Annotated in this window: 23 protein-coding genes, 1 tRNA gene and 1 riboswitch; of the genes, 11 read left to right on the top strand and 13 right to left on the bottom strand. The window is 44.5% G+C overall.

Translation table 11 applies throughout. The features are described 5' to 3' along the window. Window positions 1-13: 13 nt before the first annotated feature. Window positions 14-658 (bottom strand): ribonuclease T, encoded by a 645-nt coding sequence (gene rnt, locus R7F64_RS12145; protein ID WP_005384888.1) that lies wholly within the window; start codon window positions 656-658, stop codon window positions 14-16. Window positions 659-999: 341 nt separating this feature from the next. On the opposite strand from rnt, the gene motY reads away from it, so the two are divergent. Beyond that, on the top strand, window positions 1000-1881 hold the full coding sequence (gene motY, locus R7F64_RS12140) for a flagellar protein MotY (protein WP_005384887.1): 882 nt from the start codon (window positions 1000-1002) through the stop codon (window positions 1879-1881). Window positions 1882-2001: 120 nt separating this feature from the next. Here motY and R7F64_RS12135 read toward each other — a convergent pair whose 3' ends face one another. From R7F64_RS12135 to R7F64_RS12085, 11 genes are all read right to left on the bottom strand, one after another. Then, window positions 2002-2436 (bottom strand): DUF2753 domain-containing protein, encoded by a 435-nt coding sequence (locus R7F64_RS12135; protein ID WP_005384886.1) that lies wholly within the window; start codon window positions 2434-2436, stop codon window positions 2002-2004. Between the two features lie 150 nt (window positions 2437-2586). Further along, the gene (gene gloA, locus R7F64_RS12130) at window positions 2587-3003 is read right to left on the bottom strand and encodes a lactoylglutathione lyase (protein WP_005380739.1); all 417 of its coding nucleotides are present in this window, start codon (window positions 3001-3003) and stop codon (window positions 2587-2589) included. 32 nt (window positions 3004-3035) lie between these two features. Continuing rightward, window positions 3036-3677 (bottom strand): endonuclease III, encoded by a 642-nt coding sequence (nth, locus tag R7F64_RS12125; RefSeq protein ID WP_005380743.1) that lies wholly within the window; start codon window positions 3675-3677, stop codon window positions 3036-3038. A gap of 64 nt (window positions 3678-3741) precedes the next feature. After that, complete coding sequence (locus tag R7F64_RS12120; protein WP_318071723.1) at window positions 3742-4434, bottom strand: electron transport complex subunit E; 693 nt, start codon at window positions 4432-4434, stop codon at window positions 3742-3744. Next, window positions 4434-5066 (bottom strand): electron transport complex subunit RsxG, encoded by a 633-nt coding sequence (rsxG, locus tag R7F64_RS12115; RefSeq protein ID WP_193837606.1) that lies wholly within the window; start codon window positions 5064-5066, stop codon window positions 4434-4436. Before rsxG ends, R7F64_RS12120 begins: the two co-directional genes overlap by 1 nt. A 7-nt stretch (window positions 5067-5073) precedes the next feature. Further along, window positions 5074-6120, bottom strand: a complete 1047-nt coding sequence (gene rsxD / locus R7F64_RS12110; protein ID WP_005390256.1) for an electron transport complex subunit RsxD — start codon at window positions 6118-6120, stop codon at window positions 5074-5076. Beyond that, the gene (gene rsxC, locus R7F64_RS12105; protein WP_318071722.1) at window positions 6120-8870 is read right to left on the bottom strand and encodes an electron transport complex subunit RsxC; all 2751 of its coding nucleotides are present in this window, start codon (window positions 8868-8870) and stop codon (window positions 6120-6122) included. The genes rsxD and rsxC overlap by 1 nt, the downstream gene beginning before the upstream one ends. Window positions 8871-8878: 8 nt before the next feature. Continuing rightward, complete coding sequence (gene rsxB / locus R7F64_RS12100; protein ID WP_005380760.1) at window positions 8879-9475, bottom strand: electron transport complex subunit RsxB; 597 nt, start codon at window positions 9473-9475, stop codon at window positions 8879-8881. Between the two features lie 3 nt (window positions 9476-9478). Next, a complete protein-coding gene (rsxA, locus tag R7F64_RS12095) occupies window positions 9479-10057 on the bottom strand; it encodes an electron transport complex subunit RsxA (RefSeq protein ID WP_005380762.1) in 579 nt (192 codons plus the stop codon). A 305-nt stretch (window positions 10058-10362) separates the two neighbouring features. After that, a complete protein-coding gene (gene pflB, locus R7F64_RS12090; RefSeq protein ID WP_318071721.1) occupies window positions 10363-12660 on the bottom strand; it encodes a formate C-acetyltransferase in 2298 nt (765 codons plus the stop codon). A 350-nt stretch (window positions 12661-13010) separates the two neighbouring features. Then, window positions 13011-13086 (bottom strand) — tRNA-Asn (locus R7F64_RS12085). 559 nt (window positions 13087-13645) lie between these two features. Here R7F64_RS12085 and uvrB point away from each other — a divergent pair. The 3 genes from uvrB (at window position 13646) to luxU (ending at window position 17715) form a co-directional block, all read left to right on the top strand. Further along, entirely contained in the window at window positions 13646-15676 is a 2031-nt protein-coding gene (gene uvrB, locus R7F64_RS12080) for an excinuclease ABC subunit UvrB (RefSeq protein ID WP_017636056.1), read from the top strand. A gap of 291 nt (window positions 15677-15967) precedes the next feature. Further along, window positions 15968-17374 (top strand): quorum-sensing sigma-54 dependent transcriptional regulator LuxO, encoded by a 1407-nt coding sequence (luxO, locus tag R7F64_RS12075; RefSeq protein WP_005380768.1) that lies wholly within the window; start codon window positions 15968-15970, stop codon window positions 17372-17374. Further along, entirely contained in the window at window positions 17371-17715 is a 345-nt protein-coding gene (luxU, locus tag R7F64_RS12070) for a quorum-sensing phosphorelay protein LuxU (protein WP_318071720.1), read from the top strand. The genes luxO and luxU overlap by 4 nt, the downstream gene beginning before the upstream one ends. A gap of 138 nt (window positions 17716-17853) precedes the next feature. Here luxU and R7F64_RS12065 read toward each other — a convergent pair whose 3' ends face one another. After that, on the bottom strand, window positions 17854-18750 hold the full coding sequence (locus tag R7F64_RS12065) for a YvcK family protein (RefSeq protein ID WP_005388931.1): 897 nt from the start codon (window positions 18748-18750) through the stop codon (window positions 17854-17856). 175 nt (window positions 18751-18925) lie between these two features. Continuing rightward, window positions 18926-19060: riboswitch (molybdenum cofactor riboswitch) on the top strand. Between R7F64_RS12065 and moaA the strand changes: the two genes are divergently transcribed. From moaA to oppB, 7 genes are all read left to right on the top strand, one after another. After that, a complete protein-coding gene (gene moaA / locus R7F64_RS12060; protein WP_318071719.1) occupies window positions 19049-20038 on the top strand; it encodes a GTP 3',8-cyclase MoaA in 990 nt (329 codons plus the stop codon). Its footprint overlaps the riboswitch before it by 12 nt. Before the next feature lie 101 nt (window positions 20039-20139). Further along, on the top strand, window positions 20140-20652 hold the full coding sequence (gene moaB / locus R7F64_RS12055) for a molybdenum cofactor biosynthesis protein B (protein WP_005388935.1): 513 nt from the start codon (window positions 20140-20142) through the stop codon (window positions 20650-20652). A gap of 26 nt (window positions 20653-20678) precedes the next feature. Then, window positions 20679-21158 carry a cyclic pyranopterin monophosphate synthase MoaC gene (moaC, locus tag R7F64_RS12050; protein WP_005380779.1) on the top strand — a complete coding sequence of 160 codons (480 nt, stop codon included), beginning with the start codon at window positions 20679-20681 and terminating at the stop codon, window positions 21156-21158. Then, complete coding sequence (gene moaD / locus R7F64_RS12045; protein WP_017636051.1) at window positions 21155-21412, top strand: molybdopterin synthase sulfur carrier subunit; 258 nt, start codon at window positions 21155-21157, stop codon at window positions 21410-21412. The genes moaC and moaD overlap by 4 nt, the downstream gene beginning before the upstream one ends. 1 nt (window position 21413) lies before the next feature. Beyond that, window positions 21414-21869 (top strand): molybdopterin synthase catalytic subunit MoaE, encoded by a 456-nt coding sequence (gene moaE / locus R7F64_RS12040; protein WP_262637164.1) that lies wholly within the window; start codon window positions 21414-21416, stop codon window positions 21867-21869. A gap of 531 nt (window positions 21870-22400) precedes the next feature. After that, a complete protein-coding gene (locus tag R7F64_RS12035) occupies window positions 22401-24077 on the top strand; it encodes an ABC transporter substrate-binding protein (RefSeq protein ID WP_017633862.1) in 1677 nt (558 codons plus the stop codon). A gap of 128 nt (window positions 24078-24205) precedes the next feature. Next, complete coding sequence (gene oppB, locus R7F64_RS12030; protein ID WP_005380786.1) at window positions 24206-25126, top strand: oligopeptide ABC transporter permease OppB; 921 nt, start codon at window positions 24206-24208, stop codon at window positions 25124-25126.

Here is a 25126-nt window from a genome sequence, read left to right as displayed (position 1 = left end):
TTGTGTTTACTTATTATTCTTCGTCGACAAGCGGCCAACCGCCGAGGGCCTTCCATTTGTTGACAATACCGCAGAATAATTCTGCTGTTTTTTGTGTATCGTAAAGCGCAGAGTGTGCTTCACGGTTATCAAATTCCATCCCGGCTGTTTTGCATGCTTTAGCGAGAACTGTTTGGCCATAAGCAAGGCCACTTAATGTAGCCGTATCAAAAGTAGCAAAGGGATGAAAAGGGACTCTTTTTAGTTTACAGCGTTCATTTGCTGCATTTACAAAACCCAAGTCGAATGCTGCGTTATGAGCAACCATAATTGCACGTGAGCAATCTGCGGCTTTTTGTTCTTTGCGAATAAGCTTATAAATTTCCTTTAGCGCCTCTTGCTCAGAAACAGCACCTCGAAGAGGGCTGAAAGGGTCACGAATACCATTGAATTCAAGCGCTTCTTTTTCTAAGTTAGCGCCTTCAAATGGTTCCACATGAAAATGAATGGTGGAGGCCGGATGCAACACGCCATGTTCGTCCATTTTCAACGTAACGGCACAGATTTCTAAAAGTGCATCAGTTTGAGCATTGAAACCAGCGGTCTCAACGTCTACTACCACAGGGAAATAACCACGAAAGCGTTTTTTCAAGGTTAGAGCTTCATTTTCTAGTGTCATGTTGGCTTATTTTTGTGTGACGAAGGCTGCATTATTGCAGATTATACCGATGAGAAAAACCGCAATTTAAGAGAAAACCGGAATTCTATTTTGCATCCAATCAATAAGTTTGTATTGCATATTATGTAGACGTTTATTCGCCATACTTTGCATCATGTAAATCGATAAAACATGAGGAAGTAAAACGCTAAGTGGCGGTTAAGGTGATTGGAACACTATGGCTCACATTAATGGCAGAGTGACAGATATTCCGATATTGGCGAGATTTTTGCATGCCCGTTGAAGTGGTTTTATTGATGCAATTTGACGGCAACAGACTGCCGTTTAAGAGACAGTATTAGATGAAGAAATGGCTGATTACCAGTGGTGTTGTATTTTCGTTGTTTAGCACAAGCAGCTTCGCTTTGATGGGCAAACGTTATGCTGCAACTCCACAGCAATCTCAATGGGAAATGGTGGTCAATACACCATTAGAATGTCAGCTTGTACACCCCATTCCAAGCTTTGGAGATGCGGTATTTTCATCTCGTGCGAATAAAAAAATCAATTTAGACTTTGAGTTAAAAATGCGTCGTCCGATGGGAGAAACACGTAACGTCAGTCTCATTTCTATGCCGCCACCTTGGCGACCAGGTGAACACGCCGATCGAATTACAAACCTAAAGTTTTTTAAACAGTTTGATGGTTATGTCGGAGGGCAAACAGCATGGGGCATTTTGTCTGAGCTGGAAAAAGGCCGTTATCCGACTTTTAGTTACCAAGATTGGCAGAGCCGAGATCAGAGAATTGAAGTCGCATTGTCATCAGTACTATTTCAAAACAAGTACAACGCGTTTAGCGACTGTATTTCCAACTTATTGAAATATAGTTTTGAGGACATTGCTTTTACGATTTTGCACTACGAAAGACAAGGTGATCAGTTAACCAAGGCTTCTAAAAAGCGTTTATCACAAATTGCAGATTATATCCGACATAATCAAGATATCGATCTCGTGCTGGTGGCGACGTACACAGATTCAACCGATGGTAAAAGTGCGAGTCAAAGTTTATCAGAGCGACGTGCAGAGTCACTTCGTGACTATTTTCAGTCTCTAGGGCTACCGGAAGATCGAATTCAAGTGCAAGGGTACGGCAAGCGTCGTCCTATTGCAGATAACGGTTCGCCAATAGGAAAAGACAAAAACCGCCGAGTCGTGATATCTCTAGGGCGAACCCAAGTGTGATGCTTATAAAAACGCCGATGCTGAAAGCTTCGGCGTTTTTGATTTACTGACGTTGTTAATAATATTTTAGTGGTATTTTGCCAAGCACCTTTCGGTGATTCCTGCTGTATAATTTGAATGTTAGTTTAAGCGGAATTTGGCAATGACTTCGCAATTGGTTGCGGTATCTATTTTTTCAACCTGTTTGGCAATAGCTGGATTAGGGTGACGCTTCATAAAGTCTATCAACGCCTTAGTACAGCATCCTATCGAGTCGATAAAGCTTGCACACTCTTTATTTGGGCATTGTGGGATAAGTGTTAAGACTTTCTCAGAGGCCAGTTGAAGGTATTTGAGTTCATAGTCAGTATCTCCGGCCCAACGCCAGAACTGAGCTAAGTTATGACAAGAAATCACAGAAATTAATAATCGCTCGTCCGCCTCAATTTCCACACATTCGCTGATATCTTCACTCAGGCTTAGGGCTTGCTGGTAATGAAGAATGCTGCGAACAGGGTCATCTAGTTGAAGTGCCGTATCGGCTAGAAGTGTGTGTTTTTCCCATTCACTGATCATTATCGTAATCCCGCATATCGAAGTTGCGGATAAATCTAAACGATAACTATTATCAAGTAAAGAGTTTTGTTTATAAAAGGACAGGCAGATCGCAGACCTGCCTGTAATCGGAGTTCAACTTGCAGTACAAGTGATTATTAGAAGTGCCGCTTAGCCTTCAAGACCTGCTGAAGCTTGCTTGTTTTGAATAAGCTCAATCATATAACCATCTGGGTCTTTTACGAATGCAATGTGCGTGCTTCCGCCTTTTACTGGACCTGGCTCACGCGTCACATTACCGCCCGCCGCTTTGATAGCGTCGCAAGTTGTGTAGATATCATCAACACCAATGGCGATATGACCAAAAGCGGTACCTAAGTCATACTCAGTTTTACCCCAGTTGTAAGTCAGTTCGATCACTGCACCTTGGGATTCGTCACCATAACCAAGAAACGCTAGCGTGTATTCGTACTCTTTATTTTCGTTAGTACGAAGCAGCTGCATGCCCATAACTTCAGTGTAAAACTTGATGGATTTGTCTAGATCACCTACGCGAAGCATAGTGTGGAGAATTCGACCGTTTGACATTTTTTGCTCCTAGCTTTGATTTACAAATAGCGTTAGCTATCTGGGTATACTTTCTCTTTATATTCGCACAAATCTTCGATAATGCAGCTACCGCAGCGAGGCTTTCTTGCTACGCACGTATAACGACCATGAAGAATGAGCCAGTGGTGCACATCGAGTTTGAACTCTTTTGGCACAACTTTTAATAGCTTCTGCTCGACATCATCAACCGTTTTTCCCATCGCAAATTTAGTGCGATTCGACACGCGATAAATGTGCGTATCGACGGCAATAGTTGGCCAACCAAAAGCGGTGTTGAGCACGACGTTTGCGGTCTTGCGACCTACGCCTGGCAGCGCTTCTAACGCTGCACGATCTTCAGGAACTTCACCATTGTGTTTTTCCAACAAGATCTTACAAGTCTTGATTGTGTTTTCTGCCTTTGAGTTAAACAAACCGATGGTCTTTATGTATTCTTTTAAGCCATCGACTCCCAAATCAAGAATGCTTTGAGGTGTATTCGCTACAGGGAAAAGCTTGTCGGTGGCTTTATTGACGCTTACATCGGTTGCTTGAGCTGATAGTAATACAGCGATTAGCAGCTCAAAAGGGGAGCTCCAGTTAAGCTCAGTTTGAGGATTCGGATTGTTTTCTCGTAATCGCTCAAGAATTTCGATTCTTTTTATTTTGTTCATTGCTGACTTCCAATACCGTCTCTGCGGTTTATGAAAAAGGCTCCTATGACAGAGCCTTATCTTGTTATGCGTTAGTGACGCGAGCACGTTCTATGGTTGGTTTTTCTTCTTTTGGTTGACGTGCCTGAATTGAATTATCTATGACATTTTTGAGCGCTATCAACAGCCCAACACCGATAAATGCACCAGGTGGGAGAAGCGCTAACAGGAAGCTATTGTCAAATTGGAAAACTTGAATCCGTAGAGCTGAAACCCAGTCTCCTAGGAGAAGGTCTGCTCCGTCGAATAGTGTGCCATTACCAATTAATTCGCGCATGGCACCTAAAACAACCAAGACGCTCGTCATACCAAGGCCCATCCACAAACCATCTAGCGCAGCGGGTGCAACATCATTTTTTGACGCGTAAGCTTCTGCTCGGCCAATAATAATACAGTTCGTTACAATCAGAGGAATAAAGATACCTAGAGACAGGTACAAACCGTACGCATAGGCATTCATTAACAACTGAACGCAGGTAACGAGTGAGGCAATGATCATCACGAATACAGGTATACGGATCTCTTTTGGCACATAGTTACGAATAAGAGAAACCGTGACGTTGGATCCAACTAGCACGAGTAAGGTTGCAATACCAAGACCTAATGCATTGGTTATCGTGGAAGAAACCGCTAGCAGTGGACATAAGCCCAGCAGTTGTACGAGAGCGGGGTTATTACTCCACATACCGTTTTTCATCAGTAATTTATTCTCATTCATTACTGCTCTCCTTCACAGCCTAACGGCTGGCTAAGAATGTCTTCACGAGATTGGTTTACGTAGTTAACGGTATTTCGCACGACTTTTACGACGGCTCTTGGCGTGATCGTTGCACCAGTAAATTGATCGAAATCTCCGCCATCTTTACGAACTTTCCACGAATTCCAATTGTTTTCCGTGACTTGTTTTCCTGTAAAGCTCAGGATCCAGTCTGTGACACGAAGATCGATTTTATCGCCCAGACCAGGGGTTTCTTGGTGGTTTAGGACGCGTGTCCCCAAAATATTGCCCTGATTATCAATCCCAGTAATTACTTTTATCTCACCATTGTAGCCATCTGGCGCGATAGATTCTATTGCGATTGCTGTTGGTTCACCATTCTTCGTGGCGAGGTAGGCTGGCATCGCACGTAATGTCCCCAGATCTGGAGACGTGACCATTGTACAAGCTTGCGCGAGTGCGTTGTCATGCATGTTTTCTGGAATGACTTGATTCAAAACAGAAAGTAATTGTTTTTGCTCTTGTACCTTGATTTGGTCTTTTGTTAGGTACTGAGTAAGGGCGACTAATCCGGTTGTTGCACATGCAAATATCGCGAGTGTCAGACCATTTTTTCTAATAGCGGTTAACATGTTTACCTCAGTGACCGTAAGTTCTAGGTTTGGTGTAGTAATCGATCAGTGGCACACACATATTTGCAAGCAACACTGCAAATGCAACACCATCTGGGAAACCGCCCCAACTGCGAATGATAAAAACCAAAGCACCAATAAGCGCACCGAAGATTAAACGTCCTTTGACGGTGGTAGACGCCGAAACGGGATCGGTTGCAATAAAGAATGCGCCAAGCATGGTTGCACCAGATAACAAGTGTAAAACTGGCGACGCAGTTTCCCCTGGCGTCAGCAACGTGAACACTAGGCTAAACAGAGTCAGACTCGCAAGGAAACCTGCTGGAATATACCATTGGATGATACGCTTTTTGATCATGACTATGCCGCCAAGAAGGTAAGCAAGGTTTACCCATTGCCAACCAATACCACCTAAGCCATCAAATATTGGCTGCGACATTACTTCGCTTGGAGTGGCACCTGTAAGAATGCCAGTCTTAAATGCATCAAGTGGTGTCGCCATTGTCACGCCGTCAACACCTGAGCGAACTTGCTGAAGTGATAAGCCGTCGTAATCATAGCCCGTAAAAATTAAAGAGAGTGTATCTGCAAAATTTACATGATCAGGTATGAGTGATGTCGGTGCACTCCAACTCGTCATTTGTACTGGGAAAGAGATCAACAAGACCACATAAGCGACCATTGCAGGGTTGAATAAGTTTTGTCCAAGGCCACCATAGAGGTGTTTAGCGATTACTATCGCAAAAATAAGCCCGATCACCATAATCCACCACGGAGACCATGGTGGTATAGCAACGGCTAACAACCAAGCGGTAACTATTGCACTGTTATCACGTAGCGCTCTCATTGGTGAGCGTTTACGACAGATCATGACTAAGGCTTCAAGGGATACAGCGACTGCAATGGCAAAAATCAGCTGAATAAGCGTACCCCAGCCAAAGAAGTAGGTTTGAGCTACTAAACCTGGAAGTGCGCAAAGTGCCACCCATTTCATTAAATCTGGCGTACTACGACGACTGTGGGTATGCGGTGAACTGGCAATAAAAAACGACACTACTCGTTCTCCTCAGTATTATTTTTATTAGCTTCTTGTTGCGCTTTGCGTGCCTTCGCGCGCGCAATTGCTGCGGCAACCGCGGCTTTCTTCGGATCCACTTCTGGTTCTTCGGAGGTTGCTTCTTCAACAGGCTCTGTTTGCGTTTCTTGCTTCGCTTTGCGCGCTTTGGCTCGAGCGATGGCAGCAGCCACGGCGGCTTTTTTCGGATCGTCGGTTTGCTCGGCAGGTGCGTCAGCTTCTTCCGCTTCAGTTGAGTCTGCTTGCTTCGCTTTTCGCGCTTTAGCACGTACAATCGCAGCAGCCACGGCGGCTTTTTTCGGATCATCGGTTTGCTCAGCAGGTGCTTTAGCTTCTTCCGCTTCAGTTGAGTCTGCTTGTTTCGCTTTACGTGCTTTGGCACGTGCAATCGCGGCAGCCACGGCGGCTTTTTTCGGATCTTCGGTTTGCTCGGCAGGTGCTTTAGCTTCTTCCGCTTCGGTTGAGTCTGCTTGCTTCGCTTTGCGCGCTTTGGCTCGAGCAATTGCAGCGGCAACTGCGGCTTTTTTCGGATCTTCGGTTTGCTCGGCAGGTGCTTTAGCTTCTTCCGCTTCGGTTGAGTCTGCTTGCTTAGCTTTGCGCGCTTTGGCTCGAGCAATTGCAGCGGCAACTGCGGCTTTTTTCGGATCGTCGGTTTGCTCGGCAGGTGCTTCAGCTTCTTCCGCTTCAATTGAGTCTGCTTGCTTCGCTTTACGTGCTTTGGCACGTGCAATCGCAGCAGCCACGGCGGCTTTTTTCGGATCGTCGGTTTGCTCAGCAGGTGCTTCAGCTTCTTCCGCTTCAGTTGAGTCTGCTTGCTTCGCTTTGCGTGCTTTGGCACGTGCAATGGCAGCAGCAACCGCGGCTTTCTTCGGATCGCCGTCTTGCTGTGCAGACGTTTCCGATTCTACGGATTCAGTTGAATCTTCTTGTTGTGCTTTTTTCGCTTTAGCTCGGGCGATGGCGGCCGAAACTGCCGATTTTTTATCATCAGCGTTATTGTCTGGCGTTTCGCCTTGCTCTTTTTGTGCTTTACGTTCGCGGGCTAGACGTTTGCGTTCTTCGCGCAGTTTTGCCATTTCTGAGTTATCAGGTTCACTAGAGCCTGCTTTAGCGGCTGCGGCCTGTTTTGCCTTCGCTTTGGCAATGGCTGCCGCTACGGCAGGTTTAACGGCTGGCTCTGCTTTTTCTGTTGTTTCTGTCTTCTGAGCTTTCACTCGTGCGATCGCTGCTGCAATCGCATCATCACCACCAGAAGATTTCATGTCTTTACGGCGCTGATCGGCTGCTTTCTTAAAGCGATTTTCACGTTCTGCTTTTTCGCGTTCCATACGCGCTTTCTTCTCTTCAAAACGCAGCTTCGCTCGCTCAGCAGCTTCCGCTTCTTGTGTTCTGGTGCGAATTTCCGCTTTTGCTTGGCGGTAATACTGTACGAGCGGAATTTCACTTGGACATACAAACGCACAAGCGCCGCACTCGATACAATCCTTTAAGTTTAATTCTTCGAGTTTGTCATACTCTTCAGCTTTTGCATGCCATTGCAGTTGTTGAGGCAGCAGCGAAGCAGGGCACGCTTCTGCACATTGGCTACAGCGAATACATTCCATCTCATACTGGTGCGGAGAGATCTCACGACGAGTCGGAGCAAGGATACAGTTTGCTGTCTTGGTAATCGGCACTTGGGAGTGAGGAAGGGTAAAGCCCATCATTGGCCCACCCATAATTAAACGCTGTAACTTCTTATCTGCTTTATAGCCAAACTCATCCAACAGTGCTTGTACTGGTGTCCCTAACAATGCCCAAACGTTGCGTGGTTGTTTGAAGGTTTTACCAGTGAGAGTCACGATGCGCTTTATCATCGGTTCACCGTCGATGACTGCGCGTTTTATAGCGTAAAGAGAACCAACATTCTGAACCAAAATACCAATATCGGCTGGAATCGCGCCACTTGGCACCTCTTTATTGGTTAAAATTTTGATCAGCTGTTTTTCACCGCCAGAAGGGTATTTAGTTGGGATAACGCGAATAACGATATCTTTGTTTATAGCCGCAGCTTCTAGCGCTTTGATTGCTTCTGGTTTGTTGTCTTCAATGCCAATAATCGTGAGCTTTGGTGTCAGGATATGTTCGACAATTTCGATACCTTGAATAAGCTCTTCGGCATGTTCTTGCATGAGCTTGTCATCAGACGTGATGTATGGCTCGCACTCTGCTGCATTAACGATAAGAATCTCGGTACGAGCAAAACCTGATTGGATTTTTTTTGCAGTAGGGAAGCCTGCGCCACCCATACCAGAAATACCAGCGAGACGAATAATATCAATCAGTGCGTCAGGGGTTTCTTGTTGGTAATCTGCGACGGGGTTTCTTTCACACCATGCATCTTTCCCATCAGGCGTGATGACTGCGCACAACTCACTTAACCCAGAAGGGTGCGCGACAGTTCGTGGCTCAATCGCGGTGAGCGTACCTGATGTTGGAGCATGCACTGGAACCGTAAAGCCGGTCTCCGATTGCGTTAATGGCTGACCTTTTAATACGTAGTCACCTTCGGCAACCAGTAGGTTACCCGCTTTACCAATGTGCTGTTTTAGCGGCAATACAATTTCTGACGGGATAGCCGCATGAGCGAGTTCAGTTTTGTTGGACTGCTTTTTATTTTCTGCCGGATGCACACCACCTGGGAAATCCCAAAGCGCGCCTGTACGAATTTGTTCAATCAAAGACAACATGTGAAACCTTACTTAATTGAATCTTTCACGTTCGCTGCATTGTCGGCAGCATCCGTAATGTTAAGTACCGGAATGGAGTGAAGTTGCCACTTCCAGCTTTCTGTGGTCGTTGCCACAGGAATCATTTCAATACAATCAGTCGGACATGGGGCAACACACAAGTCACAGCCCGTACATTCGTCTTTGATTACGGTATGGACCGCCTTTGTTCCGCCTACAATTGCATCCACCGGACACGCCTGAATACACTTAGTGCAGCCAATACACATGTCTTCATGAATAAACGCAACGGTTGGAATTTTGCTGTCGAGATCGTGCGCAGATTCTTCTGGCTCAACACCCATTAAGTCGGCGAGCTTTTCGATTGTTGCCTGACCACCAGGTGGACATTTGTTGATGTGGTCGCCATTTGCAATTGCTTCAGCATAAGGGCGGCAACCAGGGTAGCCACATTGACCGCATTGAGTTTGCGGTAAAATGGCGTCGATTTGATCCACAATAGGGTCCGCTTCAACTTTAAAGCGAATAGAAGCAAAACCAAGTATCGCGCCGAAAATCGCAGCCAGAACCGCTAACGCGATAATCGCAATTAAAATCGTACTCATCGCTTACTTCACCAAACCTGTAAAGCCCATAAAGGCGAGTGACATTAAACCTGCTGTAATCATTGCTATTGATGCACCTTTAAAAGGTACAGGAACGTCGGCGGCGGCTATGCGCTCTCGCATGGATGCAAAAAGTATCAACACCAATGAGAAACCAACAGCGGCGCCGAAGCCGTAGATGATCGATTCAATAAAGTTATGGTTTTCATTAATGTTAAGAAGTGCCACGCCCAATACTGCGCAGTTTGTTGTGATCAGCGGTAAGAAAATGCCAAGCAAGCGATAAAGCGTCGGGCTGGTTTTGTGCACAACCATTTCGGTGAACTGCACCACAACGGCTATCACCAAAATAAAACTCATGGTTCGAAGGTACTCAATACCCAGTGGACGAAGGATGTAGCTTTCCACTAAATACGCACACACTGACGCGAGCGTTAGCACAAAAGTTGTCGCTAAGCCCATACCTATTGCTGTTTCCAGTTTTTTGGACACGCCCATGAAAGGACATAGGCCCAAAAACTTCACCAGTACAAAGTTGTTCACCAGCACAGTGCCGACCAACAACAAAACATATTCGGTCATAGTTATTACGTTCTTAAAATCCGATCTTGATATTATCGTGTTTTGTGACACCAATAACAACCAGTGAACGATGTGGTTTTACATACACGATAGAAAAATAGTCGTCTAATTGATGTATTTTGATGAATCAATAAGAAATTGAATCGTTTGCTGAATGTATTGTTAGCGAGAGGATACTACCTATTAATTTTCATCTAATGTGTGATTTTAAAAAAAGCCCGCCTCTCCCAGGTAGAAAAGAGAGGCGGGCAACGCATATTTACAAGCTAATTATTTAAACTTTCTGAGTGCTTGATGGACTGTGTTTATATCTTACTTGTGAAGGTACGAGTGATGACGTCTTGCTGTTGCTCTGTCGTTAGAGAGTTAAAACGTACCGCATAACCAGACACTCGAATCGTCAACTGAGGGTATTTCTCTGGATGTTCAACCGCATCCAATAACATCTCTCGGTCCAGAACGTTGACGTTAAGGTGTTGACCACCTTCAATCGCAATGCCCTCGTTGCTTGCTTCGTGATGGAAGTAACCATCCATTAGCGCAGCTAGGTTCTTCTTCTGACTCAAGTCATCTTTACCCAATGCGCTCGGCACAATTGAGAAAGTGTAAGAAATACCATCTTTAGCGTAAGCAAACGGTAATTTAGAAACCGATGCCAGAGACGCAACCGCCCCTTTTTCATCACGACCGTGCATTGGGTTTGCACCCGGTCCAAAAGGCATACCTGCGCGACGGCCATCAGGTGTATTACCCGTTTTTTTACCGTAAACCACGTTAGATGTGATTGTTAAAATCGATTGAGTTGGCACTGCTTCGCGGTAGGTGTGCATCTTCTGAATTTTCTTCATGAAGCGCTCAACTAGATCACAAGCGATGTCATCAACACGGGCATCGTTGTTACCAAATTTTGGATAATCACCTTCGATTTCAAAATCAACGGCGATGCCATCTTCATCACGAACAGGCTTCACGGTCGCGTATTTAATTGCCGCCAAAGAGTCAGCGACAACAGACAGACCTGCAATACCACACGCCATGGTGCGGTGCACGTCGCGATCCATCAATGCCATCAGTGATGCTTCGTAGCTGTAACGGTCATGTGAGTAATGGATGATGTTCAACGCTGTGACGTATTGCGTTGCTAGCCACTCCAACATATTGTCGAAACGAGGCATCAAAGCGTCAAAGTCGAGAATTTCATCTTGAACTTTGTCCACTACCGGACCCACTTGCGCTTTCGATTTTTCATCGATACCACCATTGATGGTGTAAAGCAGTGCTTTTGCAAGGTTGGCACGTGCACCAAAGAATTGCATGTGCTGACCAACAACCTGCGGGCTCACACAACAGGCAATCGCGTAGTCGTCATTGTCGAAATCAGGACGCATTAGATCGTCGTTTTCGTATTGAACCGAAGAGGTATCAATCGACACTTTTGCAGCATATTGTTTGAACGCTTCAGGTAATTGCTCTGACCAAAGAATCGTCATGTTTGGCTCAGGAGCAGGGCCCATAGTATGTAGTGTATGTAAGTACCGGAATGTCGTTTTAGATACTAGCGTACGGCCATCAACGCCCATACCAGCCATGGCTTCGGTTGCCCAGATTGGGTCGCCAGAGAACAATGAATCGTATTCTGGTGTGCGTAGGAAGCGAACCATGCGTAGCTTCATGATGAAGTGGTCAATCATTTCTTGCGCTTGTGATTCATCAATCAAACCGTTTGCGATATCGCGTTCTAGATAGACGTCTAGGAAAGTCGAAGTACGGCCCAGTGACATTGCTGCGCCGTTTTGCGATTTAACCGCCGCTAGGTAGCCAAAGTAGGTAAATTGGATCGCTTCTTGTGCTGTTTTTGCAGGTAGCGACATATCAATACCGTATTTCAGACCCATTTGACGAATGTCTTCAAGTGCTTGAACTTGATCGGCTATTTCTTCGCGAAGACGAAGTGTTTTCTCAAGATCGTTGCCTTGTTCTAAGAACGTTTGTGTTGAATTGTATTGTTCTTTTTTGTCTGCTTTTAAGAAGTCGATACCGTATAGGGCGAGACGGCGATAGTCACCAATAATACGACCACGGCCATAGGCATCAGGAAGACCCGTAATGATGCCGGATTTACGACACGCTAGGATTTCTTTGGTGTAAAGGTCGAAACACGCTTTGTTGTGAGTTTTACGGTATTCAGTGAAGATTTTTTCAACCGTTGGATCCAGCTCGCGGCCATAAATTTCGCAAGAGTTTTTGACCATGCGAATCCCGCCATTGGCGATGATTGCACGTTTTAGCGGTTGATCAGTTTGTAAGCCAACGATCTTTTCCAGATCTTTGTTGATGTAGCCTGCATCGTGGGAAGTGATTGTTGAGGGCAAGTCTGTGTCAAAATCAATAGGGGCGTGTGTGCGGCTTTCTTGTTTTATGCCTTCAAGCACTTGGTTCCATAATGCTGAAGTGGATTCGCTAACTTCAGCTAAGAAAGTCTCGTCTCCCTCATAGGGTGTATAGTTTTTTTGGATGAAGTCACGAGTGTTGACAGAGTTTTGCCATTCACCAGCAGTAAATCCAGCCCATGCATCTAGCATGTCAGTTGTCGGAATAGTCATAAGTAAATCCCTAAGTTATTGATAATTAGAATGGAGGCGACGAGTAGGACGGAACCATTCTTAACCCTTTTAATCGTATGGATTTATTTATTATGAGTAAAATGAATGCTTTTCATTTTTTTAATGATTAAATTGCATTAATAATAGATTCAAATATTTACGATTGTGTTTTGCTAGAAAAGAGACAGAATTAAATGTGTGGTGCTGTGAGAACACTATCTATGACAATGTTATGAGTTCTGTAATTTGAACTTATTTCGGTGTGATTTTATGGCGCCTAGATTGGCTTAGATTTCATGGTGATTAAGATACAAAAAAGCCGTGTCTTGCGACACGGCTTTTCTATAATCTGGCTCCTCCTGCTGGGCTCGAACCAGCGACCTGCGGATTAACAGTCCGTCGCTCTACCAACTGAGCTAAGGAGGAATTGCTTTGCTTGAAAGCGGGAAGAATCTTACCGAGCACTCAAACTACTGTCAACAGTAAAAAAATACATTTTTAGCAAAAAATATTGATTTAAGGGCTTTACTTTTCTGTATGGCTTGCTAGTAAAGGCTCGAGGTTAGTTATCCACTAAATTTGTGGATAAGTATGTTGATGAGATCTGGGTAAAGAAAATTGATATGCAACTAAGTTTTTATTTAATGAATTTTTAGTCGGAGTTATGCGTAAAATAAGCAAATAAAACAGAGATTTATCGATGTTAATCAAAAGGTATTCAAAGTGGATAAAAATCAATCTTTTGGGGATAAGAAAGTTTTAAGCTAATTTTTGGGGAAAAGTTGTGGAAACTATAATGTGAAGAATGTGTGTGGCTCTTCAACTAGGGCGAAGTACTATATCAGAGTCACTTTTGTATGGCTATAGCATTCTAGACAAACAAGAAAATTTATTAACAATGATGGTTAAATTCTCGATAGACGTAGATTTCATTAGCTAAGGTGTATATATATACAGCCTTAGCGCAGTAAAATTGAGGAAGGGTATGAGTAAAGTCTATGAATTGGTCTCCGATTATCAGCCGTCGGGCGATCAACCAGGAGCGATCAATCAGTTGCTTGAGGGGCTCGATGCTGGGCTAGCACATCAAACATTGTTGGGGGTCACAGGCTCAGGTAAAACCTTCACACTAGCGAATGTGATTGCTCAAGCCCAACGACCTGCAATATTACTTGCGCCAAACAAAACGCTTGCTGCTCAGTTATATGGTGAGATGAAGTCATTCTTTCCTAATAATGCGGTTGAGTATTTTGTTTCTTACTATGATTACTACCAACCTGAAGCATACGTTCCCACAACAGATACTTTCATTGAAAAGGACGCTTCGGTTAACGCCCACATTGAGCAAATGCGACTGTCTGCCACTAAAGCTTTATTGGAACGGAAAGACGCTATTATCGTTGCTTCGGTTTCAGCTATCTATGGTTTGGGTGATCCGGAATCCTACTTACAAATGATGCTTCATTTGCGACGTGGAGATGTGATTGATCAGCGTGATATGCTTCGTCGCCTAGCGGAGCTCCAATACTCGCGCAATGATGTTGCTTTTGAGCGAGGGCAGTTCCGTGTCCGTGGCGAGGTGATTGATATATTCCCTGCTGAATCAGACCAAGACGCTGTACGCGTTGAGATGTTTGACGATGAGGTGGATTGCATCAGTGTGTTCGACCCATTGACAGGCGTGGTCAAACAACGAGACTTGCCGCGCTATACCATCTATCCCAAGACGCACTATGTGACGCCAAGAGATCGCATTCTTGAAGCGATTGAAAATATTAAAGTCGAACTAGAAGTGCGCAAAAAGCAGCTTCTAGATAACAACAAGCTACTGGAAGAGCAGCGAATTAGCCAGCGCACTCAATTCGATATCGAAATGATGAATGAGTTGGGCTTTTGCTCCGGTATCGAAAACTATTCTCGTTATCTCAGTGGACGCTCGGAAGGTGAGCCGCCACCAACCCTGTTTGACTACTTACCTCATGATGGCTTGTTGATCATCGATGAATCTCACGTGACAGTACCGCAGATAGGTGCCATGTATAAAGGCGACCGTTCGCGTAAAGAAACGCTGGTGGAGTTTGGTTTCCGGTTACCTTCAGCTTTGGATAATCGTCCACTGAAGTTTGAGGAGTTTGAAGCACTAGCGCCACAAACGATTTTCGTCTCTGCTACGCCTGGAAATTACGAACTAGAAAAATCGGCGGGTGATGTAGCGGATCAAGTCGTTCGTCCTACAGGCTTGCTTGACCCTGAGTTGGAAGTTCGCCCAGTAGCGACCCAAGTCGACGACCTATTGTCTGAGATCCGTATTCGCGCTGCTAAAGATGAGCGAGTTCTGGTTACAACACTGACCAAACGAATGGCTGAAGATCTCACCGAATACCTTCACGAACATGATGTTAAGGTACGTTATTTACACTCAGACATTGATACTGTTGAGCGTGTGGAAATTATCCGTGACCTTCGCCTTGGAGAATTTGACGTGCTGGTGGGAATCAACTTATTGAGAGAGGGCCTGGATATGCCAGAGGTCTCGTTAGTTGCAATTTTGGATGCGGATAAAGAGGGCTTCTTGCGGTCTGAACGCTCACTCATTCAGACCATTGGTCGTGCTGCACGAAACATCGAAGGTAAGGCGATTTTATACGCTGACCGAATCACCAACTCAATGAAAAAGGCGATGGATGAAACTAACCGTCGTCGCGAGAAGCAGGAAGCGTACAACGAAGAAATGGGTATTTCGCCACAAGCGCTCAAACGAAATATCAAAGACATCATGGAACTTGGCGATATCACTAAGTCTAAACGCCAGCGTAACACTAAACAGGTACCATTATCGAAAGTGGCGGAGCCTTCGCAAACTTACGAGGCACTGTCCCCTCAGCAGCTAGAAAAAGAAATCAGTCGACTGGAGGCTGCTATGTATCAGCATGCGCAAGATTTAGAATTTGAGTTAGCGGCACAAAAGCGTGACGAGATTGAAAAACTACGAGCGCAGTTCATCGCAAATAGTTGAACAAACTTACCGATTTAGCTATCCAAGCATTTTAGGTCGCTTGTAAAAAAAAGAAGCCAATAGGCAGTCGGGTCTATTGGCTTGTTTTGTGAACATATCGTTCACTAACAACGTCAGTTGGCTAGGTGACCCGAGGGGTCATTATCGTTACAGCATGGTTTGTGCCATTTTTTAAATAATTGATATTATTTTTGAATTTTTTCCTTTGCCCATAATTTAGTTAATGTTATTTGCAAAATGCAAAGCGTAATGCGATTATTGTTTAAAACACAACAAAATAATAGCTAGGTTATGCAACAAAAACCCGAAGGCCCAAAGTCTCGTTACCTTTTAATGGTCGAGGACACCGCATCTGTTGCGGCTCTGTACCGCTCATACCTGACACCGCTTGGCATAGATATCAATATTGTCGGCACAGGTAGGGATGCCATTGAGAGCCTAAATCATCGAATTCCAGATCTTATTTTACTCGATCTCCGTCTGCCAGATATGACGGGGATGGACGTTTTACATGCCGTTAAAAAGAGTCATCCCGACGTACCTATAATCTTTATGACCGCTCACGGTTCTATCGATACCGCTGTCGAGGCCATGCGTCATGGCTCACAAGACTTTTTAATCAAACCGTGTGAAGCAGACCGTTTACGTGTCACGGTTAACAATGCCATTCGTAAAGCGACCAAGCTAAAAAATGAAGCCGATAATCCAGGTAATCAGAGCTATCAGGGGTTTATCGGCAGTAGCCAAACCATGCAGCAGGTTTACCGTACGATAGATTCAGCGGCGAGCAGTAAAGCGAGTATTTTTATCACAGGTGAAAGTGGAACTGGTAAAGAGGTATGTGCCGAGGCTATTCACGCAGCAAGTAAACGTGGTGACAAACCTTTTATTGCAATTAACTGTGCTGCAATTCCAAAAGATTTGATTGAGAGTGAACTGTTTGGTCACGTAAAAGGGGCCTTTACTGGCGCTGCGAATGATCGTCAAGGGGCAGCTGAGTTAGCGGATGGCGGCACACTTTTTCTAGATGAGCTTTGTGAGATGGACTTGGATTTACAAACCAAGTTGCTACGATTTATTCAAACGGGCACATTCCAAAAAGTGGGTTCCTCAAAAATGAAGAGCGTGGATGTGCGCTTTGTTTGTGCCACTAACCGTGACCCATGGAAAGAGGTACAAGAAGGTCGATTCCGTGAAGATTTGTACTATCGTTTGTATGTCATTCCTTTGCATTTACCGCCTTTACGCGAACGAGGCGAAGATGTTATTGAAATTGCATACTCACTGCTAGGTTACATGTCACACGAAGAAGGAAAAAGCTTCATACGTTTTGCGCCTGATGTCATCGAGCGATTCAACAGCTATGAGTGGCCGGGTAACGTTCGTCAGTTACAAAACGTGCTACGCAATATCGTTGTTCTAAACAACGGTAAAGAGATTACGTTGGACATGTTACCGCCACCGTTGAATCAACCGCTTGACCGTCCGTCGTCTGTGGCTAAATTAATTGAGCCGAAAGCGATGACCGCATCTGAGATTATGCCATTATGGATGACGGAAAAAATGGCAATCGAGCAAGCGATTGAAGCATGTGATGGCAATATTCCTCGAGCGGCGGGATACCTTGATGTCAGTCCGTCGACGATTTACCGCAAGTTACAGGCATGGAACGGCAAGGAAGAGCGGCAAAAAGTATGAGTGTAAATGTATTAAATCAGCAAAAAATAGATGAACTGTCGATGGAAATTGGCAGCGACAACGTACCTGTACTGTTCGATATCTTCCTAGGAGAAATGGATACCTATATCGAGAACTTATCCCAATTGCAGGGGGCAGAGCGATTAGCTTACTCAAAAGAAATCAGCCACGCGTTGAAAAGTAGTGCTGCGAGCTTTGGGGCAGATCGCCTTTGTGAACTGGCGATGTCCATAGACAAAAAAGCGAAAGCCGGTGAGTTAACTGCTGAGTCTGAGGTGTTAGAGGTTATGCTCGATCTTTTGCACGAAACTCGAGATGCTTATCGCTCTTGGCGACAGTAGCTATTTATTTCTATTAACCATTTTTTCTTAGTAAACATCTGTTTTTACTGGATGCCTGAACTAAAACCCTTCGATGACAGAAGGGTTTTCATTATCAATAAACAACTTAAAAGAGGGCGCTAGCCAGGTAACGTGCTCTTAAATAGAAAGTTGTAGCTGATTTTCAATCGCTAGTTTGAGCTTGTTTCTATCGTGACGCCAGTCTCGGTTAGAGGAGGCGAGTGACTCCGTCACTACATTCCATTGACTTAAGACGTCTTGCTCGGTTTTCTCTGCTAGAACCACGTCTATTTTTCTTCCTTGACAGGCACGTTCACACCATTCTAATTTTTGAGCCATCGTCATTCGTCCCGCTGGGCCGTATTCTGGACTCAGGTTAGCAACAAAAATGACTTTTGCTTTTGTGTTTGCTGCAATCGCTTTGCCGAGTTCAGGCAGCAATAAAGGAGGCATGATACTAGTTAAAAAACTGCCAGGGCCAAGAATAATCGCGTCCGCTTCCGCCAAAGCTGTGATGGCTTCTTTGGTAGCAGGCACTTCTGGTGAAAGATCCAAACGTCGCAAGTCTGCTTTCATTTCGTCGACATTTGTTTCTCCCGTAACCCACTTCCCATCTACGGATAACGCGGAAAGATCCGAAGGGTGTTCGGACATAGGAAGGATGTTAACGTCGACTTTTAACATATTGCGAATCAGATTAATGGCATCTAAAGGTCTGACCGATAAGTTATCGAGTGCAGTAAGCATCAAATTACCAAGATTATGACCATCAAGTTCGCCAGTGCCTTTGAAGCGATATTCAAACATCATAGAACTGATCGAAGGCTCTGTAATGAGCTGATTAATACAGTTACGTGTGTCTCCCCAAGCGATTCCTCCTTGGCAGTGACGAATTCTTCCTGTTGAACCACCATTGTCAGTCGTGGCAACAATCCCAGTTGCATTGCTGCCAAAATCTCGTAATGCGGCCAGCATTCGACCTAAGCCATGACCACCGCCAACAGCGACCACTTTTTTATCTGTGTAGATATTCATTATGTTCTTCTAATAATCTAATAAAAAACGGCTACAATTTATCTTAAGGAGTGTCTTAAAGGTACTCACTTAGCGGTAAATTGTGTCTCTAGAGAGTTTTTTATCACTCAAGTCTGGATTCCATTACAAATATTAAGTATTTTACACCGCAAAGCTATCAGAGATTTCATATCTCTGGTTGCCATAACTCCGAGCTCACTATTGCTAAGTCCTTGGATAGGCGTTTTGAGCCAGTGGCATACTGTCACAAGGGCATGATTGGAAATGGCCATGCCTCCCGTGTTTGGAAAGGTGTTCCGTGGCGCAACAATTCGAAGACAAATTTCATCGTAAGTTTTATTACTTGCGTCTGTCTGTGACCGACGTATGTAATTTCAAATGTACCTATTGCCTTCCTGATGGCTATAAGCCTTCGGGCAATAAAAACTCGTCTTTTTTATCTCTCCCTGAAATCAAACGGGTCGTAAAAGCATTCGCTGATTGTGGCACGTCAAAAGTGCGCATCACTGGTGGTGAGCCTAGCTTACGCAAAGATTTTACCGACATTATCCATTCAGTAGCGGCGACGCCTGGCATTCAAAAAGTTGCAACGACAACCAATGGCTATCGCATGGCAAAACAAGTCGCAGATTGGCGTGAAGCGGGTTTAACCCACATTAATGTCAGTGTGGATAGCCTTGACCCGCGTATGTTTCATCAAATCACAGGTGAAAATAAGTTTACTGAAGTCATGAATGGTATCGAACGTGCGTTCGAGGTCGGTTATGAGCAAGTAAAAGTTAATGTGGTGTTGATGAAAGATCTGAACCATCACGAGCTGCCAGCGTTTCTTAACTGGATAAAAGATCGTCCAATCCAACTGCGTTTCATTGAGTTGATGCAAACGGGTGAGATGGATGAGCTATTTAATAAGCACCATGTATCCGGAGTGGCAATTCGTAACCAGCTAATTGCAAATGGTTGGTTGCTGAAAGTACGCTCGCATAATGATGGTCCTGCGCAAGTATTTGTTCATCCTGATTACAAGGGTGAAATAGGTCTTATCATGCCTTATGAAAAAGACTTTTGTGAAAGCTGCAACCGACTGCGCGTTTCTGCGATGGGTAAGCTGCACCTATGTCTGTTTGGAGACTACGGTGTAGAATTGCGTGATCTTTTGGAACGTGATGCGCAAGAGAGTGAGCTTATTGAACGTATCCAGGCGCAGTTACAAACCAAGTCGGTAAGCCATTTCTTGCATGATGGCAATACTGGTATGACGCCACACCTCGCGTCTATCGGCGGCTAACTTCATTCAACTTTTAGAGCGAGCTTAGTGATAAGCTGGCTCTAACTTTTTCCGAATCGATACCAAGCGTATCAAAGCTAATTAAGAGAATAGGTGAACAAATGGGTCACGCTGAAAGCAAATTCCAACCTGCAAATATTGCCGTTCTAACGGTATCTGACACTCGTACTGAAGAAAACGATACCTCTGGTCGTTACCTAGCTGAGCATGCTCAAGAAGCGGGTCACAACGTAGTAGACAAGCAAATTGTTATTGATGACATGTACAAGATCCGCGCGATTGTTTCTCAATGGATTGCTGATGAAAGCGTACAAGCGATCATGATTACTGGCGGTACAGGTTTCACCTCACGTGATAGCACGCCAGAAGCACTTAAGCCTCTATTTGATAAAGAAGTTGAAGGTTTTGGTGAGTTGTTCCGTATGGTGTCGTACGAAGAGATCGGTACGTCTACGATTCAGTCTCGTGCGATTGCTGGTTTTGCTAACCACACCGTGATCTTCGCAATGCCAGGTTCAACTGGTGCGTGCCGCACAGGCTGGACAAAAATTATTAAACAGCAGTTGGATGCAAGTCATCGCCCTTGTAACTTCATGCCACACCTATCTGTATAACCTTTCCTAAAAGCGAAGGAAAAACAATGACCCAATTTACACATATCAATGCTTCTGGCGAAGCAAACATGGTTGACGTGTCAGCAAAAACGGAGACGGTTCGTGAAGCTCGTGCTGAAGCATTTGTTCACATGGCCCCAGAAACACTTCAACTGATTGTCTCTGGCCAGCACCATAAAGGTGATGTATTTGCGACGGCTCGTATTGCTGGTATTCAAGCCGCTAAGAAAACCTGGGATTTGATTCCACTTTGTCATCCGCTACTACTCTCTAAAGTTGAAGTTCAACTGGAAGCTATCGAAGCAGAAAACAAAGTTCGCATCGAATCAGTATGTAAACTTGCGGGTAAAACTGGTGTGGAAATGGAAGCGCTCACGGCAGCTTCCGTTGCTGCTCTAACGATTTACGATATGTGTAAAGCAGTACAAAAAGACATGGTCATTGGTCAAGTTCGTCTATTAGAGAAAACGGGTGGTAAATCTGGTCACTTTAAGGTGGAATCATGATTAAAGTACTTTTCTTTGCTCAAACTCGCGAGCTGATTGGCATCGACAGTGTTGAGTTAGACGGGCCGTTTGAAACGGTTGAATCAATTCGTGCACATCTAGTGGAAGAAGGCACTGAGAAAGATGGCAAGTGGGATTTAGCACTCGAGCCAGGAAAGCTACTTGCTGCAGTGAACCAATCTATCGTCCCTCTGGATACACAAGTAAAAGCAGGTGACGAAGTTGCGTTTTTCCCGCCGGTAACTGGGGGTTAAGATGGATTCTCGTGTTTCTGTACAAATTGAAGACTTTTCGGTTGAGCAAGAATATCAACGTCTATCTGAAGGGACGGCTGCCGGCGCTGTCGTTACATTCGTTGGTAAAGTTCGAGATATGAACCTTGGGGATAATGTCATTGGTTTACATCTAGAGCACTATCCGGGGATGACAGAGACGAGCTTGAGCGACATTTGCGATCAAGCTGAGTCTCGCTGGCCACTATTAGGTGTACGCGTGATTCATCGTGTCGGAGACATGGATAGCGGTGACCAAATTGTATTTGTGGGCGTCTCCAGTGCGCACCGCGGCGCGGCATTTGATGCGTGCGAGTTCATCATGGATTATCTGAAAACCCAAGCACCATTTTGGAAAAAAGAGCGTACGACGAATGAAGATCGTTGGATTGAGTCGCGCGACACCGATCATCAAGCAGCACAGCGTTGGGAAAAATAGAACTAACCCGCATTCTAGTGAAAAAAGCTAAGTGCTAATGGCACTTAGCTTTTTTTGTATTTATCTTCATTGTATTGCTCACTTTGTTTCAATATTTCCTATCTTTTGTCTGGTGATATTCTTCACAATAAAAGTTTTTTGCCCAATATATAAACAATTATTTGTTAGACTTGATTTGTCATAAATGTTAAATGATGTGTAAATATCTAGCATAAGATGCTAGTAAATGGTTTAAACTCAGATTAATCGAAAGTTTCGCCTGTTAAATGTCGCTTCTGGTCTTTATTTGGCTGGTGAATGCTTTGGGGTTAGAGTTTACTGCTAGATATGTGTGGTTTAGTCAGCATTATTGGTTTTTTTGCTACATTTTTATGGCAAATTACTTCAATGATTGCTAATGTGTGCCGCAGTCTTTGTAAGGTTTTAGACTTTTGTGCTCAGAAAGTGCACTAAAAAAATCTAAAACTCTGACCGTTCCAGGCCCTTACAAAGAAGTCATGGATGCTAACGAAAAAATTTGGAGTTTTACGCATGTATAAGAATAAAATCACGCGCGCTTTATTTATTGGTGCTGGTCTTTCTCTCGCTCTAGCTGGTTGTGGTGAAAAGCCTGCGGAGAAACAAGCTGCTGAGCCTGCTCCGGCTCCAGCCCCTGAAGCTAAATCTGATTCTAAAGAGCCAAAACTTGCTGCTGTTCAAGAATTGGTGCGTGGTAACGGTACAGAAGTTGCGACAATAGACCCTCATAAATCTCAAGGTGTTCCAGAATCCCACGTGATTCGCGATCTTCTTGAAGGCCTTGTAAACCAAGATGCGGACGGTAACACTATCCCTGGTGTTGCAGAATCTTGGGAAACTGAAGACAACAAAACATACACTTTCCACTTACGTGAAGACGCAAAATGGTCAAACGGTGATCCTGTCACTGCAGGTGATTTCGTTTACAGCTTCCAACGTGCAGTCGATCCAGCAACCGCCTCTCCATATGCTTGGTACATGGAATACACCAAGATGAAGAACGCAAAAGACATTGTTGCGGGTAAAAAAGATAAGAGCGAGTTAGGTGTTAAAGCGGTTGACGACCACACGTTAGTGGTTGAGTTAGATACTGCAGTACCATATTTTGTAATGATGATGGGCCACACGACAGTGAAACCTGTTCATCAAGCAACTGTTGAAAAGTTCGGCGATCAATGGACGAAGCCAGAGAACTTTGTAGGTAACGGTGCTTATGTTGTTGACAACTGGGTTGTAAATGAGCGTTTGGTTCTAAAACGTAACGAACAGTACTGGGACAACGAAAACACGACGCTTGATCAAGTGACTTTCTTACCAATCGAGAACCAAGTAGCGGAAATGAACCGCTTCCTAGCGGGTGAAATCGACTTCACGAACGAGCTGCCTACAGAGCACTTCAAGCGTCTGAAGAAAGAGCACCCACAAGAAGTGTCTGTAACCGGTAACTTATGTACTTACTACTACATCTTCAATACGAAGAAAAAGCCGTTTGATGATGTTCGTGTGCGTAAAGCGATTTCTTATGCGATTGACCGTAACATTGTGACTGATGCGATTTTAGGTCAAGGTCAAAAGCCAGCTTACTTCCTAACACCTGAAATTACGGCAGGTTTCAACCCAGAAATCCCTGCATACGGCAAAATGACGCAAGAAGAGCGTAACGCAGAAGCTGCGCGTCTATTGGAAGAAGCGGGTTACGGCGCAGACAACCCTCTTGAATTTAACCTTCTATACAATACATCAGAGAACCACAAGAAACTTGCGGTTGCACTGGGTTCAATGTGGAAGAAGACACTTGGTCTTGACGTTACGCTAGAAAACCAAGAGTGGAAAACTTACCTATCTACCAAAGATTCTGGCAACTTTGAGGTTGCTCGTGCAGGTTGGTGTGGCGACTACAACGAAGCTTCATCTTTCCTAACGCTGATGATGAGTAATAACACTACTGGTGGTATTCACTACGACAGCAAAGAGTACGATGCGATCATGAACAAAGCATTTGCTTCAACTTCTGACGAAGAGCGCCAAGCGCTTTACCTAGAAGCAGAGAAGTTGATGGCAAAAGATATGCCAATCGCACCTATCTACCAGTACGTGAAATCACGTCTACTATCACCGAAAGTTGGTGGCTTCCCAGTAAATAACGCGGAAGACAAGATTTACTCTAAAGATCTCTACATCACAGAGTAATTCGTAACTCGATAGAACTATAAAAATGAGGCCCTACATGTGAGAAATTGCATGTAGCGCCTATCTTTAGTCCAAAAGAATTGGACGACTTCTTTAATTTAACTGTCACAGACTGAAAGAGTGAGTTTATGCTTAAATTCATCGCAAAAAGGATATTTGAGGCGATCCCAACAATGTTGGTTTTGATCACCGTATCTTTCTTTCTTATGCGCTTTGCACCGGGAAACCCTTTCTCGACAGAGCGTCCATTGCCACCCGAAGTAATGGCAAATATCGAAGCTAAATATGGCTTGGATAAACCTGTATTTGAACAATACACCACGTATTTGACCAATGTTATCCAAGGTGATTTCGGACCGTCATTTAAATACCTTGATTACTCAGTAAACGAGCTGATCGCGGTTGCCTTACCTGTTTCGGCTAAAGTGGGCTTCATCGCCTTTATCTTTACTTTGATAATGGGGGTTACCGTCGGTACCATTGCTGCGCTCAAGCAAAATACTTGGATTGATTACACCATTATGTCGACTGCGATGCTTGGTGTGGTAATGCCATCCTTTGTATTAGCGCCTGCGCTTATCTACATATTCTCGCTTCACTGGAATATCTTCCCTGCGGGCGGTTGGCAAGATGGTAGCTGGCAGTATTTAGTGCTTCCTGTTATTGGTATGTCGCTACTGTATGTTGCTACTTTTGCTCGTATTACGCGTGGTTCGATGATCGAAACCTTAAACAGTAACTTTATTCGTACGGCACGTGCTAAAGGTCTAAGTTACCGTTACATCATTATCAAACATGCTCTGAAGCCGGCACTTCTCCCTGTTGTTTCTTACATGGGTCCAGCTTTCGTAGGTATCATCACCGGTTCCGTTGTTATCGAAACCATTTTTGGTCTGCCTGGTATTGGTAAACTATTCGTTAACGCTGCGTTTAACCGTGACTACTCGCTAGTAATGGGGGTAACCATTCTGATTGGTTTCCTATTTATTCTATTCAACGCGATTGTAGATATTTTACTTGCAATGATTGACCCGAAAATTCGCTACTAA

The sequence above is a fragment of the Vibrio sp. Vb1980 genome (assembly GCF_033338615.1).
In the GTDB taxonomy this organism is placed as follows: Bacteria; Pseudomonadota; Gammaproteobacteria; order Enterobacterales; family Vibrionaceae; genus Vibrio; species Vibrio alginolyticus.
This window is presented reverse-complemented; position numbering and strand designations above follow the sequence as displayed.